Below are 14,317 nucleotides of genomic sequence, written 5' to 3' on the forward strand. Positions count from 1 at the left end.
GGGAGCAAGCAATCATGTCATCGGAACACCCGTGCGAAATGGTGGCTGCCACGCAGGAGCCATTCCCGCTCACATCGCGTGACGCCACTATCAGCCTGTCCATCGAAAAGCCCACCGGGCCGGCATTGCAGGCCCAGACGGCCGGCAGGCCGCGCCAGGTTTACTTGCGGGTGGAGCGCGTCACCGGCAAGGGAGCGCCGCCTGGTTATGAAATCTACCTGCACGCCACGGGCGAGGATCATCCCGGCCGCCGCGAAGAACTGTGCGCCGGGGTCCTGCCGCTGTTCGGCTTGGACAAAGCCTCGCGCCAGGGAACCGGCCATGCCGGCACCGGCTTGCACTACGTGTTCGACGTCACCGAGCTGATGGCGCTGTTGGAGCGGGAGCCCGGCTGGGACCCGAAAGACCTGCGCGTCACTTTCGTGCCTCGCCGACAAGCCAAGCCCGGCACGGAAATCCGAGTGGGACGGGTCAGCCTGTATTACGAGTAAGGGCATGCCCGCCCTCCTCGCCGACACATCTGGATTGGCATCGACGCGCTGGCGGAAACTATTCGCGCGTTGGCTGCGAGACTGCCCGGAATGGTGGGTGCTGGCATTGTGCGCGGCCGCCTGGCTTTGGCTGCTGAGCCTGTCTGGCATGCCTTGGCTGGACGATATTTGCCGCGTCGACGCAGGCGGAACCAATCTTGTGCGAGCGCTGCAGGGCTCGATAGACGACGCGATGTTGCCAATGACCGCCGCGATGATGCTGCCGCTGGCCGCCGGCCCCGCCCGCTATGCATCCTTGCGCAGCCTGTGGCGCCGCCGGCACCTCGCCATTTTCCTGGTGCTGTGCGGCTACTTGGGACTGTGGCTGGCGGCCGCCCCGCCGCTGCATGCGCTCTCCGCCTTCATCGGGTTGATGGCGGGCGATCCGTCCATCGCCATGGCCGTCGCCGTTGCGGCAGCCGCGCTCTGGCAGAGCAGTCCCTTCAAGTCCGCCGCGCTGGCCGCCTGCCATCGGGGCCGCGCGCTGGCACCTGCCGGCGCGGCCGCGAATCGTGACTGCCTGATTTACGGCGCGCAAAGCGGGATCGCCTGCCTGCGAAGCTGCTGGCTGCTGATGCTGCCGCCGCTGGCGAGCGGCCATAGCCCGACCGTCATGATAGAAATCGCTGCGCTCGCGGCCGCTGAACGCTACCGGGGGCTGCCGACAACGATTTCCAGCGCGCTGCTGCTAGGCCTGCTCTTCGCTTGGCGAATCTGGGGCTGAGCCGTCACTCCGCGTCGAAACTGTCCAGGGAACACATCGTCAATCGCGCTTGCCCGCCGTAAAAGCTCGCCACCTGCTCCAACGCGCGGTGCCCCAGTTCCATCATGTAAGCCATGCTGTCGAGCGCCCGGCGCTGGGCGGCGGCGCCCAACAGCGACATCTCGCGGAAAAACAGCTGCGGCAGCGCCGCGAAACCCTCATCCGCCCCCCCCTCTCCCGAACCGGCCTGCGAATAACAGGCTCGCTCCTCGGCTACCCGCCCCTCCTGCATGCAGGCCAGGCTTTTCATGCCCAAGCCGCCCTCGAAAGCCGTCAGCGCGGCGAGATAGCCTATCGGATCATAGCGGCCCAGCACGGTGAAGGCATCGACATAAGCCTGGAACAACGGCAGCGGCAACGCTTGATCCAGCCAGGCTGCCGGCACGCCCAGCGCTTCGCATACCGAACGGCCATACACTTCCCGTCCCAACTCCTCCTGGAAATAGCGGTGCACATGCTGCTTCAGCGGCAAGCGCATGCGCTTGATCATCAACGGCGCGATGATCTCTGCGAAGCGGCGGGAGACATGGTATTGCTCGATGAACAGGCCCTGCACCAATACGCCGCTATCGGCGCCTTCCCGTTCCATGCGGCGCGCGAGGCCGCTTTCCCCCAATTGGGCGAGGCCGGACCGTCGGCACTGCCTGGCGCGACGCATGAAATTGACGCCGCTGTCGGCCATCGTCGGAGACGGCCAGCCGGGCAGCAGCCGATTCGCCCGCGGCGCCGGCGCCATCCGCACCAGTTCGACCAGGCATAGCAAATAGGCCTCTTCCTGAGTCGGGCAATAGAAACCCATCACATCGGGCCGCGCCACCCGGCCCTGCGCCTCCATGGCGTTGAGCGGCAAACCGGCAGCCTCGGCGAAACCCTGCAACACGCGGCGCCACAAAGGAATCAATTGCGGCAAATTGTCTTCCAGATACAGCTTTTGCAGATGGAAAGTCTGCAGGGCGAAATTGTCGGCCCACTCCGGCGCACCGACCTCTCCCAGCGAAAAGGCGCCCGCAACCGGAGGCGGCTCGTCCAGCAGCCTCAGCATCGCCAGCGCGATGGGCGCATGCAGTGCAGCCCGCTCGCCGCAAACCGCCAGCAAACGACACACGCAGCGCTGGATCAGCGACTCTTGCTCCAACCGGCGCATTTCCAGCGCCGAGCGCCCGGCGGGCGCGTCACGAATCAAGGACAGCTCGTCCAACTGTCTGGCCAGCGACAGCTGCCAGGGCTGAGCGGTGCCGGAATGGATGTCGAACCAGATTTCCGAGCCCGGATTCGCCATCGCCAGCACGCTGTCCAGCACCCGGCCGCCTTCCACGCCGTTGAACGCCAGCTTGTATTCGTTGGCGTCGGCAGCCAGCACCACGGTATTGCCATCCGCGTCGAGGCGGGCGCTGAACGATACCAACTGCGGCGCCCGGTATTGATTGATGCGCCAGGTTTCCATCGCAAGCTCCTGCGTGGGCCGGCGCGGAACAAACGGCCGGCTCGTGGTCCAGGGGCATGTCATGGACAGCGCCCCGCCGGCCCCAGCTCTGCGCGCAGAACAGGACCGGCAATTCTTATCTTATGCCGAGCGCCCTCCCGTCCGCAGAACCAGAAGCTGTCATAAATAACTGTTTTTAAAACAAAAACAAACAACAAAAGAGGTGAAATAAATTCGTCCCATCGCTCGCCAAGCCCCTCCCCGCTTGACTTGGCCCCTCTTACGGCTATAACCAGCACATGCCGGATATTCCACATGGCAAGTATGGTTAAGCAATACTACTTAACCGGCATGATCCGTCATCAAGACGGACCACAATATCGCGGTATCGGGTCGGCAACACACCAGGCAGCAGCAGTCATCCTGACCATGTCTTGGGAGAGCCAACCATGAACCTCAGCCAATTCCAGCGCGCGTCCGCGCCGCTGTCGCAAAGCCTGGACCATCTCGGCCCGCTGGCCGAACTCGCCGGCCATTGGACCGGCCACGGCTACAATATGATCGCCGTGCCCGACCATCAGCACGGCCAGATCTTCCGCCTGATCGTCAACGCCACCACCGAATCCATCAGCTTCACCCCGATAGGCGGCCCGGTGCCCAACCGCGGCTCCAAGCAAAACGACATCTTCCTGTATGGCCTGACCTACCTGCAGCAGGTCAACGACGCAGCCACCGGCGAAGGCATCCACATCGAACCCGGCCTGTGGCTGAACGTGCCGGCCACCACCGCGCCGAGCGATCCGCCCACCATTGTCCGCCAGGCCACCATCCCCCACGGCGATTCGTTGCTGGCCCAGGGACAATCGTCCAGCGAGGCGCGCGCGCCCAATATCGCGCCGGTCAGCACCTTGCCCACCCGGGTGGACGGCAAGCCGTTGCCGCTGGGCTACACCGATCCCTACCTGAATGGCCATTTCCCGCCGGGCTTCGACATGCAGAACCCCAACCAGGCGCTGGTGGACGTGCTCAAGCGCCAGCAGCAGCAACTTGAGCTCAAGGTGGCCAGCACCGTCAACCTGCCGGTCAGCACCCGCGACGCCGGCGGCATCAGCAACATTCCCTTCATCGTCCGCAACGCCGACGCGGTGGAGATGAACGCCATTTTCTGGATCGAAACGCTGCAGCGCCCCGACGGCACTCAATTTCTGCAATTGCAGTACACGCAGACCGTGCTGCTGGTATTCGACGAGATCATCTGGCCGCACGTGTCGGTGGCCACGCTGATCAAGCGCTGAGCGCGTCCGTTGTTTGCCCATCCGACGATACGCGGAGGAAACATGAGCATCGATTCGAGCAAACCCTTCGGCAAGCTGTTCGACCGCATCTACGGCCAACCCGGCGCCGAGGACGCGGCAGACCCGCGCAAGCCGCTGCAGGACGCGGCCCAGTTGGCCATCCAGGTGGAAATGACCACCATCCCGCCCTATCTGACCGCGCTGTATTCGATCAGCGATCCCAACTGCGAGGCCTACCAGCTGCTGCGCAGCGTGATGATGGAGGAAATGTTCCACCTCAACCAGGCCGCCAATCTGCTGGTAGGAATAGGCGGCAGGCCCAAGTTGACCGGCAGCGCCGCGCCGGTCTATCCCTGTTATCTGCCCCACGCCAACACCAGCACCACCCCCTTCATCGGCCTGTGCCGGGCGTCGGTGGAAGTGTTCAACGACACCTTCACCGCGATCGAAACCCCGGCGCCGCCGCACGCGCCGCCGCGCGGCGACAATTACAGCTACATCGCCCAGCTGTACGACGCGCTGCTGGACGGCCTGGCCGCCTACCCCGACCAGCAGGCGCTGTTCGCGCAGAACGCTGACGCCTGTCAGCGGCTGGACATCTATCTGGGCAAATTCGGCGGCAAGCCCGTTTTGGTCACCGACCTGGCCAGCGCCCAGCTAGGCGTCCAGCAGATCGTGCAGCAGGGCGAAGGCAGCGTGCCGGAATCACAATCGATGATCCCCATCGAACCGTGGGCCACCTACAACACCTATGGCGAGCGCACCGATGGCACTTACGGCCCCATCATCGGCACGCCGTACGAAATGTCCCACTTCAAGAAATTCCGCACCGTGTCGCTGGACAAGGCCGCCTTCCCGCCCACCTACCCCATCGTCTCCAATCCCAAGCGCGCCGACTTCACCAATCCGATGGCCATCCAGCTGGCGGAGATGTTCGACATCGCCTACAGCCTGATGCTGGACGCGATGGAGCGCAGCTTCGTCGCCGGCCACGCCCGCGACAGCTTCTTCACGCTGGGGCTGCCGCTGATGCACCAGGCTCTGCCCAGCCTGGCGCGCAAGCTGATGCAGACGCCGCTGCACAAGGACACCGACAGCGACGTCGGCCCCAACGGCGCGCCCACCTATCTGTACCAGCCCGGCAGCAAGCTGGCCGATCTGGAAAAGCGGCTGCCCGCAGCCGTCCAGGCGGCCAAACAGCAGATAGACGATCCGACCGAGCGGAACGACATGGTCGACGCGCTGGAATGCGTGCGCGACAACATCGGCCGCCTGGCGGCCACCCATCCGTCCGCTCACGCTTGAAATCGGGAGACATCATGATCGAATACCGGATCTACCCCGCCATCGGCATCGCCCGCGTCGGCAACGCGCCGGAAAAGTTCTATATCGAGCCGGACCGCTACTGCGGCCTGCCCATCATGCCGGACGGCCAGCCCTTCACCCAGCAGGACTTCCGGGACGCCGAGGGCCGGCTGTGCCGCCAGGCCGCGCGCTTCAAGGTGTACAAGGTGGAAAACGGCGTCAGCGAGGAAGTGACGCTGAAAACCGACGGCGTCCAGGCCATCCGCTGGACCGCCCATCTGGCCAACAAGAAGCCCAGCTGGTACACCTTCGTCCCGGCCGAAGGAGAAGGCGGCTACGCGTCCAACCACCCGCTGCGCAATCCTCAGGTCGAAGACAGGCACACGCTGCTGATCGACGCCGGGCCGCGCAGCATCTCCGGCGCCGGACAGCAAGGCGTGCCATTCAGCAAAAGCACTGTGCCGGAAGGCTACGATGGCGCGCACTTCCCGCCCAGTCCGCTCTATCCGATGAAGGATTCGATCGACACCTTGGGCGAACTGCGCACCGACCAGGATGGCCGGTTGCTGGTGCTGGGCGGCTACGGCGTCTCCGGCTCCGCCGATCCCGACGCCGTCATCACCGACTACGCCAACAACGACGGCTGGTGGGACGACACCTCGGACGGACCGGTCAGCGCGGTGATCGAGCTCTCCGACGGCAGCCGGATCGAGGCGCTGCCAGCCCACGTGCTGGTGGCCCCGCCCAAGTACGCGCCGGAGGTGCCCAACCTGATCACGCTGTACGACACCATCTTCGACGCCATGGTGCGCAGCGGCCACTATCCGGCCCTCTATGAAAACGGCTTCTGGAAATCCGGGGCGGATGGCTTCAAGCCCAATTTTCACACCGAAATCCGCCCATTGCTGGAACGCGCCACCTATATGCCGTGGGTGGCCGCCATTCCGCCCAAACCGCACCATTTCGATTTCGAAAAACTGGGCGCGACCGGGGCGGACGGCCAGGGCGCGCCGGAATACCAGGGCTTTCGCCAATACATCCTGGACTTCATCCGCCCGCCCTACCAGGAAAACGACATCCTCACCGCCAGCGGCGCGACGATGATGCCGTATCTGGCCGGCGACAACTGCCTGGTGCTCAGCACCGCCACCAGCAAGTACATGCGCCTCACCGACACCCAGTACTTCATGTTGCAGCAGTGGGTGGGCGGCTGGTTCGTCAACCGGCCGGAGGAAGGCGACGCGGCCGAGAGCCTGACCCGCGCGGCGCTGGACAACTGCGTCGGCGGACCGTTTTCGCCCGGCATCGAGATGACCTGGATATCGCGCAACCCGGCCATCTACCGCCAGCCCTTCCGCATCCGCAACCACTTCGTGCCCGAAGGCCCGCTGAGTCTGGACTTCAATCTCAAGCGCGGCATGGAGCCCGGCGACGTCACCCGCTACATGGCCATTCCCTGGCAGGCCGACTTCAACGAGTGCTCGTCGCAGCCGCTGGACGGCAGGCGGCTATGGTGGTGGCCGGCCCAGCGGCCGGAGTTCGTCTATCTGGAGCCGCAACCGCAACCACGGACGCTGGCGGCCGCCTCGCCTCCGCCGCCGCCTGACCAGGAAACCGGCAAGCAGGTGCCGTGGCTGGGCACCGACTACGACCAGCTGGCGGGCGACTTCATTCAGTTCGCCGACGACATCGACATGGTCAAATACTGGTCCGGCCTGGGCTTCGTGATGGAAAAACGGGTGGACGGCGAACGCCGCTTCGTCGAGGTGGAACGGGAACTGCCGCGTCCGTTCGACCCCGCCCATCCTCCGCAGCCGGAACCGCGCAATGAGCGTTAGCCGCTATCCGGTGGCGATTGCCGGCGCCGGACCGGCCGGCAGCGCCGTCGCGCTGGCGCTGCATGCGCTGGGCGTGGAGGCGCTGCTGCTGGACCGGCCGCTGGCCCAGCCCTTCCGCATCGGCGAATCGGCCACGCCCGACGTCGCCGGCTTGCTGGACAGGCTGGGCGCCGGCCACGCGCTGGACGGCCATCTGCGCTACCACGGCAACCTTTCGCTGTGGGGAAGCGAGACGCCCCGCCTGGATCACTTCCTGCACCGCGGCCAAGGCCACGGCTGGCATCTGGACCGCGCCCGCTTCGACCAGGCGCTGCGGCAGGAGGCGATGGCGCGCGGCGTGACGGCGCTGGGCGACTCCGGCGTCGACGGCATCGCGCCTTCCGGCGACGGCTGGCGGCTGCAAGTGCGGGGCTTGGGCGAGGTGGAGGCCAAGGTGGTGGTGGATGCCGGCGGCCGGCGTTCGCCGCTGGCCTCCCGGCTGGGCGTGGAACGGCACCGGCTGGATCGGCTGCAGGCGCTGGCCTGCCACGCGCCCAATCACGGCGGCTTGAGCGGCTACTCGCTGGTGGAAGCCGCGCCTTACGGCTGGTGGTACGCCGCCGCGCTGCCGGACGGCCGCGCGCTGGCGACGCTGATGGTCGACCAAGATCTGGCGCGCGGGCAGAAGCTGGACCAGCCCGCCCAATTCCTGGCCGCCTGGCGCGCCACCCGGCTGCTGGCCGAGCGGCTGCCGCCGCCCGCGCGGCTGGACGCCGTGCACGCCTTCGCCGCCCACAGCGGCTGCGTCGCCCGCGCCGCCGGCCGCGGCTGGATCTGCGTCGGAGACGCGCTGATGGGACTGGACCCGCTGACCTCGTCCGGCATCAGCGGCGCGCTGGGCGACGCGCTGGCCGCCGCGCCGGCCATCGCCGCGATGCTGGACGGCGACCTGGCGCCGGCGCGCGCCTACGCCAAACGCGCCGACGACGGTTTCCGCCGCTACCTGGCGGAGCGGAGGCGGCATTACCGGCAGGAAACCCGTTGGCCGGAGCAACCGTTCTGGCAGCGTCGCGCCTTCGCGCCCGCGGCGCTGGCCGTTTCCGCCTGATCCGCGCCCGGCGACGACAACGGGGCTGCCCGCAAGCAGCCCCGTTTTTCTACCCGATCCAAACGCTAAGAGTTGGCGGCGAAGACCGCGTCGGGGATGCCAGCCTCGCTGACATTGGGGAAATCGCGCAGCGACGCGCGCGATGCCTCATCCCCGGTCACCATCCTCAACGGCGCGCCGCTGGCGGCGTCTAGATACAGCGTGGACGGCCCCTTGCCCGGACGTTCGTAACGCCAGCCGTCGGCCTCGCGGCCCAGCACCTCGCGGCGGCCGATGAAGCGGGCGCCCAGCCGGCGCAGCACGTCGCGCGGCAGGAACAGCTCGGCGAACGGGCCGGTTTCGTCGTCCAGCGGACGCTCGCACAGCTGTTCGCCCGTAGCGGTCCGCTCGCGGCCGTAGGCCACCTTCTGCTTCCAGGTGCGGCCGCTGGCGGCGTTGCCGACCTCGGACATCCACAGCCGGTAGCCGGTGTCGCGCTCCGACCAGGGATTGAACAAGCCGTCGATGCGACAGACATCGCGCTCGTAATCGAACCAGCAGTAGCCGGACGTCAACTGGTCATCCGGCAGCATCGGACTCCAGTACGACACGTAGGCGCTGCTCCAGCGCGCCGGCAGCAGCGGCGGTTCCCGGTTTTCCATGCGGCCTCCTCAGCGTTGCAGCGCGTAGCGCAGGTTCTGCGCCAGCGCTTCCGGCATCGGCGGCAGCGATTTGCGGCGGGCGTCGAAGCTCTGCACGAACTCGGCGCTGGACAGGTGCATGCGCTCGTCCACTGTTTCGAACCAGACCCGGCTGTTGTCGGCGTGGCCGCGAAACAGCTGGACCAGCGGCAGCGCGCGCTCCTCGAAACTCCGCAGCGCGGCCGGCACGCCATCCTCGGCACACAGCGCCTTGACCAATAGCTGCGCGACCACCACCGCCATGGTTGTGCCGTGGCCGATGGAGAAGTGGCCGGACTGCAGCGCGTCGCCCAGCAGCACCAGCTTGCCGTCATGGCAGCGGTCATGGCTCAGCGTCATGAAATTGCGCCAGCCGATGCCAGGCTGGCTCGCCAGCCCGTGCCCGCCCAGCTCGGCCTGGAACACCTTGGCCACGTATTCGGCCGACGCTTCGTCGGACATCTCGCCCAGCCGGGTGCGGGCATAGGTTTCCTCGCTGCATTCGACGACGAAGGTGCTCATCGTGTCCGAGTACTTGTAGGCGTGGGCGATGAAGACGTCCTTGCCGTGGGTGCGGAACACCAGATTCATCTGGTCGAACAGTTGGCTGGTGCCGTACCAGATGTATTTGTTGCGGCCATAGTCCACCTGCGGCGCCAGCGCCTCGGTGAAGTGGGAAGTCTTGTGGTTGACGCCATTCGCCAGCACCACCAGGTCGTAGTCGGCCAGCGGCAGCTCGCCGCGCTCCAGCAGCGGCGATTCGAAGCGGATGGAAATGCCTTGCGAGCGGCACTTGTCGCGCAAGGCGTGCACTAGGCCGCGGCGCTCCACGCCGCACAGCAGCACGCCGGTGCTCATCAGGCTGGGCTCGTTGTGATGCACCAGCTTGAACTCCTCCAGGAACTGCGGACTCAGCCTTTCCGGCGCGTCCAGATAGGACAGCGGATTGGCCGGATGCTGGCCGGGCTTTCCGGGCAGCACCACGCCCCAACCCAGCACTTCCTGCTCGTCGTTCTTTTCGACGATGTCTATCGTCCATTGCGGACGCGCCTGCTTCATTTGGCTGGCGAACACCAGGCCGGCCGGCCCCGCGCCGATGACCAGAATCTTCATCAGTTGACCCTCCCTATTTTGTACCAAACGTTCTGCTTGCTCTGGATCTGCTGCAGCCTGTCGTACGGTTCCGACGTGAAATACAGCTTCTCCGCCATGTCCGGCGGGTAAAGGCCGGGAAACTTGTCGTGCATGTAGCGGGTGTAGCGGGCGCGCATGAAAAAGATGGGATTGGAGCAACTGAGCACGTCGTAGTTGGCTCGCGCCATGTCCTGCATCGCGTCCGCCTGCACCTTGCGCTGCGCGGTGAACTCGGGGAAAGCCTTGTCCTGATCGCCCTGGTGGCGGTCCAGCAATTCGACAAAGGCGCGGGCGTCCTCCAGCGCCATGTTCATGCCCTGGCCGAGGAAGGGCGCGGTGGCGTGGGCAGCGTCGCCCAGCAGCAGCGCATTGCCCTTGTAGTGGAAGGTGCTGGAGCGGACATTGATCAGGTCGTTGCTGGGTTTGGCCAGGAACTGGCGCAGCATCTCGTCGCGCGCGTCTTGCGGCAGCTTGGCGAAATAACGGTCGAAGAAGGCGCGCATCGTCGGCTCGTCGGTGGTGTTCAGGCTGGGGCTGCCGCTATAAGGCAGGCAGACCGCGATGCTGACGCTGCCGTCCGGGATGGTGGCGGCGCGGCCGGCGAACAGGCCGCCGGAATCCATGCCGAAGAAGTACAGCGTGTCCTTGCGATAGCCCAGCGCCGCCGCGTCCGGCAACACCAGCGTCTTGTAGCCGTGGCGGAAGAAGGACTGCTGGAATTCGAAGCGGCGCAGGCCGCTCTGCATCGCCTGCCGCACCGCCGAGTGGGCGCCGTCGGCGCCGATGATCATGTCGCCGGCCAGACGCAGCGATTGGCCATCCTTGTCCTGGATCAGCACCGACTTGCCCTCCAGGTCCACCTCCAGGCATTTGTGCTCGAAGTAATAGCGGACGCCGGCCAGATTGGCGTACTTGTTCAGCAGTTTCTGGAAGGCCGCGCGGTTCAGCGACAAGGGGCGGAAATCCTCCAACGGCTTCAGTTCCCGCATCCGATACTGGCCGCCGACCGAGAACGCCATCGCCACGATGGGTTCGCCGCAGGCCTCCAGCTCTTGTCTCGGGATGCCGGCGGCCAGCACCGCCTTGATGCCGCGCACCGTCATGCTGACGCCTATCGCCCGCGAGCTGACCACGTCCACATAGGACGATAAGTCTTGCAGCGGATCGCCGCGCTTTTCAGCCACATGCACCTCGTAGCCGCGCTTCGCCAGGTAGATGGCGGTCAGCCCGCCCGCGAGCCCGCCTCCGACTATGATTGCTCTCTTCATTTCAGGCCTCTCTTGAAAGCTTTCCACAAGCCAAATCCAGCATCTGCCGGCGATAGAAATCCAGCAGTTCCAGTTGCGCGTCTGGCAGCCAGCCCGGCTCCAGCATCGACGCTTGCGCCAGGAGCCGCTCGCAGCGCCGCGCCAGCAGCTTGCAACCCAGCGCGTAGTCATCGCAGTTGCGCGTGTCCGCCGGACCCGGCAGCGGCGGCCCGGCGGTGCGTCCGGCGATGCCGGACGGCAGGTTCATCAAGGCGCAGGACAGCGGCCGCAGCAGGCCGGTCATCAAGTCGATCGCCGCGTTCATCAGCCGCGAACGCCTGAGACTGCCCAACGGCTTCACGGCGAAATGCTGCGCCATCATCGCGAACATCAACTCGTACACGCCTTGGTACAGCCCCATCAGCGCCCGCGCCCGCTCGTCCCGCACGCGCTGGCAGCCCGGCTCCTCATCCAGCACCGGATTGCGCAAAGCCGGCAGCGCCGGCTCGAACGGTGCCGGCTGCGCCATGATCCGGGCCGCCAGCTCGCGCAGCCGCTGGAAATGGGAATGCTCGTAATGCGGCGAATCCAGCGCCCCGCCCTCGCCCTGGTCGGTGACGAAAGCGATGCCGAACAGCGCGCTGTCGCGATCGAACACCTCCAGCTGGTAGCCCGGATTCGCGCGATTGGTCAGTTCGTTGAGGAACAGGTGATGCTCGCCGCCGCGCTTGCCGGCCTCGCCGTCGAACAGGTCGGGCAGATCGAGGAAGGCCTGGCGGATGGCGGCGTAGAAATCCGCGATGGACTTGCCCGGCGCCGGGATGAAATGCGGCCATTCCAGCCGAACGAAGCGCGCCAGCGCCGATTCGGAGAACGGCTCCAGCGCGAACTCGGTGTCCAAGCCGAACGCCTGCCGCGCCGCCTCGCCCATCAACGGCACGCCGGCGTAGAACGGCTCGCCCAGCGCCATCAGCAGATTGTTCACCACCAGGTAATGGATCATCTCCTCGTGGGCGATTTCCAGCAGCGCGGCGCGGATGCCGCCGTCGCGGCGCCGGTCGCCGCCGCCGCAAGCCAGCTGCAGCTGTTCCGGCGTCCACGCGCCGTCGGCCACGCGTTGCTGGCCTTGGGCGTAGTTCGGGATGGAATAGGCTGCGTACAAATACTGCAGCATCACCGACAGTTCCAGATCCACCGCCTTGCGCAGCTCGGCCGCCAGCTCCGCCTTGCTCGCGATGCGCGCCGGCCCGGCCGGCGGCGGCGCCTGCAGCCTGGCCTCGCCCTCGACATGGGCCAGGTATTTGAGGAACAGCCTGGCCTTGGGCGCGGACAGCTCGCGGGTGCTGGGCATGTAGTAGCTCTTACCGCGGTTCTGCGGATCGCACATCTGCCACATCAGCCTGGCGTAGGTCTCGCACTTGCAGCGGTCGGCCAGACTGAACACCTTGTCGGACATGAAGGGATAGACCAGTTCGTAGTAGGCCATCACGTGTCGGTACAGGAAGGCGTAATCGACCTCCTCCACCGTCGCGTCGTCCAGCGCCCAGTCGTCCGGCAACACCCTCAGCCGGATCGCCTCCTCGCCGTCGCCCAGCACGATGCGAGCCGGGCCGGGCCGCAGGCCGGTCAGCCGCCATTCGGTGGCGATGCCGTCCTGGCGCGACTCCACCCCGACCAGGCCCATGCCCTCGATCTGGTAGGGAATGGATGCCCGCTCGCGGGCCTCGCCGCGGAAATAACTGCGCAGCGAGATGTTTTCCGGAAAGAAACGGCCATGGCGTCGATCCGGCGCTTCCAGGTAAAGATTGGAGGCGTCGGATTGCGTGACCCAATCCTGCTCGCGCCACTCGGCCAGCTCGCTGGACAACGTCAGCGAGCCCTTGGGCTCGCGCAGCAGCGGCAGATCGATGATGCCGTGGTTAGCCCAATAGTCCTGGTACAGCGCCTGCGGCACCCGCGCCAGCAGCGCGCCGCCCTCGTCGCGCAGCAGCAGATCGCCCAGCGGCAGCTTGCCGCCCAGATCCGGCGTCAGGACGCCCGCTGAGGACGGCTGTTCCGCTCGGGTGGAAAACGGAATCGCGCAAGCCAGGTTGAGCGCCGCCCGGCCGCCGCCCACCTTCAGCGTCAGGTCGCCCAACCCGGGCCGGCTCGGCCGCAGCAGCCGGCCGGCCGGATAGCTGGCCAGCTCGCCCCGCCGCCACAGGCCCACCACGCCGACCATGTCGTGAAACACCGGCGAATTGGGCTGCGGCGGCGTGGACATATTGAACAGCGCGTACTGCACCGTCAGGCCGAGCGCGTCGTCGCTCTCCAATTCCCGTTGCAACCGGTTCCAAACTTCGGAATCGAACTGCCGCGGATGAAACAGGAAGTGCGGTTGCTGTTTGGACACCGAGAACTGGAACAGACGGACCAGGCCGAATTCATCGTCCAGAAAATGGCCGCTTTTCTCCGCCACGTGGCCGCCGCGCGTCCAGCGCGCGCCGTGGCCCTCCTCGATATCGGCGGTGAACAGCCAAGGCGTGCCCGGGCCGGCACCGGCAGGGCTGATGGTGAACTGGCCGGCATAGATCTGCGCGGCGTCGCGGCGGGTGGGATCGTTGTCCACCCAGCGCGCGCGGTTGAAAGTCGTGCGCAGGTAGTCGTTGTAATGGCCCCACAGCGCCAGCTTGGCGCCGACCAGGCCATCGCTCCGATCCGGTCCGCCACCGTCCAGCTCCACGTGGCTGACTGCGGCGTTTTCCCAGGAAAAATGGTTGTTGCCGGCAGCGTTGTAGCCTTCCGCCAGGCTGAACGGCCCTGCCGGGTCAGGCCGGCCGTCCAGGCCGAAGCGCGGCTGCAGCGCTTGCAAATGGCGATGAAACTCAGTCGGATGGCGCGCGAGATCGAACGGCTGGCCGTCGATGAAAACCGCGTTGCCGGCCATGTCGATCTGGCCATGCGGGTCGCGGTTGGCGGTGGGCGCGTTGACGCGCGCCCAGCCGCGGAAATGTATGCGGGGAAAATCCAGAATGCTCATGTGTCTCCCGAATGATC

11 protein-coding genes are annotated in these 14,317 nt (G+C 66.3%); 6 read left to right on the plus strand and 5 right to left on the minus strand.

Translation table 11 applies throughout. From position 1 onward, the window contains the following. Positions 1-14: 14 nt before the first annotated feature. Positions 15-491, plus strand: coding sequence for a DUF7868 domain-containing protein (locus tag DK842_RS01185; RefSeq protein ID WP_145963950.1), 477 nt, complete (start codon positions 15-17; stop codon positions 489-491). 4 nt (positions 492-495) lie between these two features. Next, a complete protein-coding gene (locus DK842_RS01190; protein ID WP_114059721.1) occupies positions 496-1,254 on the plus strand; it encodes a copper chaperone in 759 nt (252 codons plus the stop codon). A gap of 4 nt (positions 1,255-1,258) precedes the next feature. Here DK842_RS01190 and DK842_RS01195 read toward each other — a convergent pair whose 3' ends face one another. Next, complete coding sequence (locus DK842_RS01195; protein WP_114059722.1) at positions 1,259-2,737, minus strand: hypothetical protein; 1,479 nt, start codon at positions 2,735-2,737, stop codon at positions 1,259-1,261. Positions 2,738-3,165: 428 nt separating this feature from the next. Between DK842_RS01195 and DK842_RS01200 the strand changes: the two genes are divergently transcribed. The 4 genes from DK842_RS01200 to DK842_RS01215 are packed head-to-tail and all read left to right on the plus strand — an operon-like array spanning position 3,166 to position 8,241. Further along, positions 3,166-4,011: a heme-binding protein gene (locus DK842_RS01200; protein WP_114059723.1), complete on the plus strand. Its 846-nt coding sequence runs from the start codon at positions 3,166-3,168 to the stop codon at positions 4,009-4,011. A 42-nt stretch (positions 4,012-4,053) separates the two neighbouring features. Then, entirely contained in the window at positions 4,054-5,316 is a 1,263-nt protein-coding gene (locus DK842_RS01205; protein ID WP_114059724.1) for a ferritin-like domain-containing protein, read from the plus strand. Between the two features lie 14 nt (positions 5,317-5,330). Continuing rightward, positions 5,331-7,154: a LodA/GoxA family CTQ-dependent oxidase gene (locus tag DK842_RS01210; RefSeq protein WP_114059725.1), complete on the plus strand. Its 1,824-nt coding sequence runs from the start codon at positions 5,331-5,333 to the stop codon at positions 7,152-7,154. Beyond that, positions 7,144-8,241: a tryptophan 7-halogenase gene (locus tag DK842_RS01215; protein WP_114059726.1), complete on the plus strand. Its 1,098-nt coding sequence runs from the start codon at positions 7,144-7,146 to the stop codon at positions 8,239-8,241. The genes DK842_RS01210 and DK842_RS01215 overlap by 11 nt, the downstream gene beginning before the upstream one ends. A gap of 65 nt (positions 8,242-8,306) precedes the next feature. On the opposite strand, the gene vioE is transcribed toward DK842_RS01215, so the two are convergent. Genes vioE through vioB form a run of 4 tightly spaced genes read right to left on the minus strand, consistent with a single transcriptional unit; the run spans position 8,307 to position 14,300 of the window. Beyond that, positions 8,307-8,882, minus strand: coding sequence for a violacein biosynthesis enzyme VioE (gene vioE, locus DK842_RS01220; RefSeq protein ID WP_114059727.1), 576 nt, complete (start codon positions 8,880-8,882; stop codon positions 8,307-8,309). Between the two features lie 9 nt (positions 8,883-8,891). After that, positions 8,892-10,013, minus strand: coding sequence for a tryptophan hydroxylase (locus DK842_RS01225; protein WP_114059728.1), 1,122 nt, complete (start codon positions 10,011-10,013; stop codon positions 8,892-8,894). Then, positions 10,013-11,302: an FAD-dependent oxidoreductase gene (locus DK842_RS01230; protein WP_114059729.1), complete on the minus strand. Its 1,290-nt coding sequence runs from the start codon at positions 11,300-11,302 to the stop codon at positions 10,013-10,015. Before DK842_RS01230 ends, DK842_RS01225 begins: the two co-directional genes overlap by 1 nt. Position 11,303: 1 nt before the next feature. Next, positions 11,304-14,300, minus strand: coding sequence for an iminophenyl-pyruvate dimer synthase VioB (vioB, locus tag DK842_RS01235; RefSeq protein WP_114059730.1), 2,997 nt, complete (start codon positions 14,298-14,300; stop codon positions 11,304-11,306). Positions 14,301-14,317 lie beyond the last annotated feature (17 nt).

Source organism: Chromobacterium phragmitis (assembly GCF_003325475.1).
In the GTDB taxonomy this organism is placed as follows: Bacteria; Pseudomonadota; Gammaproteobacteria; order Burkholderiales; family Chromobacteriaceae; genus Chromobacterium; species Chromobacterium phragmitis.

What these genes read in the sequence shown, in the direction of transcription:
- DK842_RS01200 (WP_114059723.1), top strand. Translation starts at nt 3,166, where the DNA reads ATGAACCTCAGCCAATTCCAGCGCGCGTCCGCGCCGCTGTCGCAAAGC.
- DK842_RS01195 (WP_114059722.1), bottom strand. Translation starts at nt 2,737, where the DNA reads ATGGAAACCTGGCGCATCAATCAATACCGGGCGCCGCAGTTGGTATCG.
- DK842_RS01225 (WP_114059728.1), bottom strand. Translation starts at nt 10,013, where the DNA reads ATGAAGATTCTGGTCATCGGCGCGGGGCCGGCCGGCCTGGTGTTCGCC.
- DK842_RS01230 (WP_114059729.1), bottom strand. Translation starts at nt 11,302, where the DNA reads ATGAAGAGAGCAATCATAGTCGGAGGCGGGCTCGCGGGCGGGCTGACC.
- vioE (WP_114059727.1), bottom strand. Translation starts at nt 8,882, where the DNA reads ATGGAAAACCGGGAACCGCCGCTGCTGCCGGCGCGCTGGAGCAGCGCC.
- DK842_RS01190 (WP_114059721.1), top strand. Translation starts at nt 496, where the DNA reads ATGCCCGCCCTCCTCGCCGACACATCTGGATTGGCATCGACGCGCTGG.
- DK842_RS01215 (WP_114059726.1), top strand. Translation starts at nt 7,144, where the DNA reads ATGAGCGTTAGCCGCTATCCGGTGGCGATTGCCGGCGCCGGACCGGCC.
- DK842_RS01205 (WP_114059724.1), top strand. Translation starts at nt 4,054, where the DNA reads ATGAGCATCGATTCGAGCAAACCCTTCGGCAAGCTGTTCGACCGCATC.
- DK842_RS01210 (WP_114059725.1), top strand. Translation starts at nt 5,331, where the DNA reads ATGATCGAATACCGGATCTACCCCGCCATCGGCATCGCCCGCGTCGGC.
- DK842_RS01185 (WP_145963950.1), top strand. Translation starts at nt 15, where the DNA reads ATGTCATCGGAACACCCGTGCGAAATGGTGGCTGCCACGCAGGAGCCA.
- vioB (WP_114059730.1), bottom strand. Translation starts at nt 14,300, where the DNA reads ATGAGCATTCTGGATTTTCCCCGCATACATTTCCGCGGCTGGGCGCGC.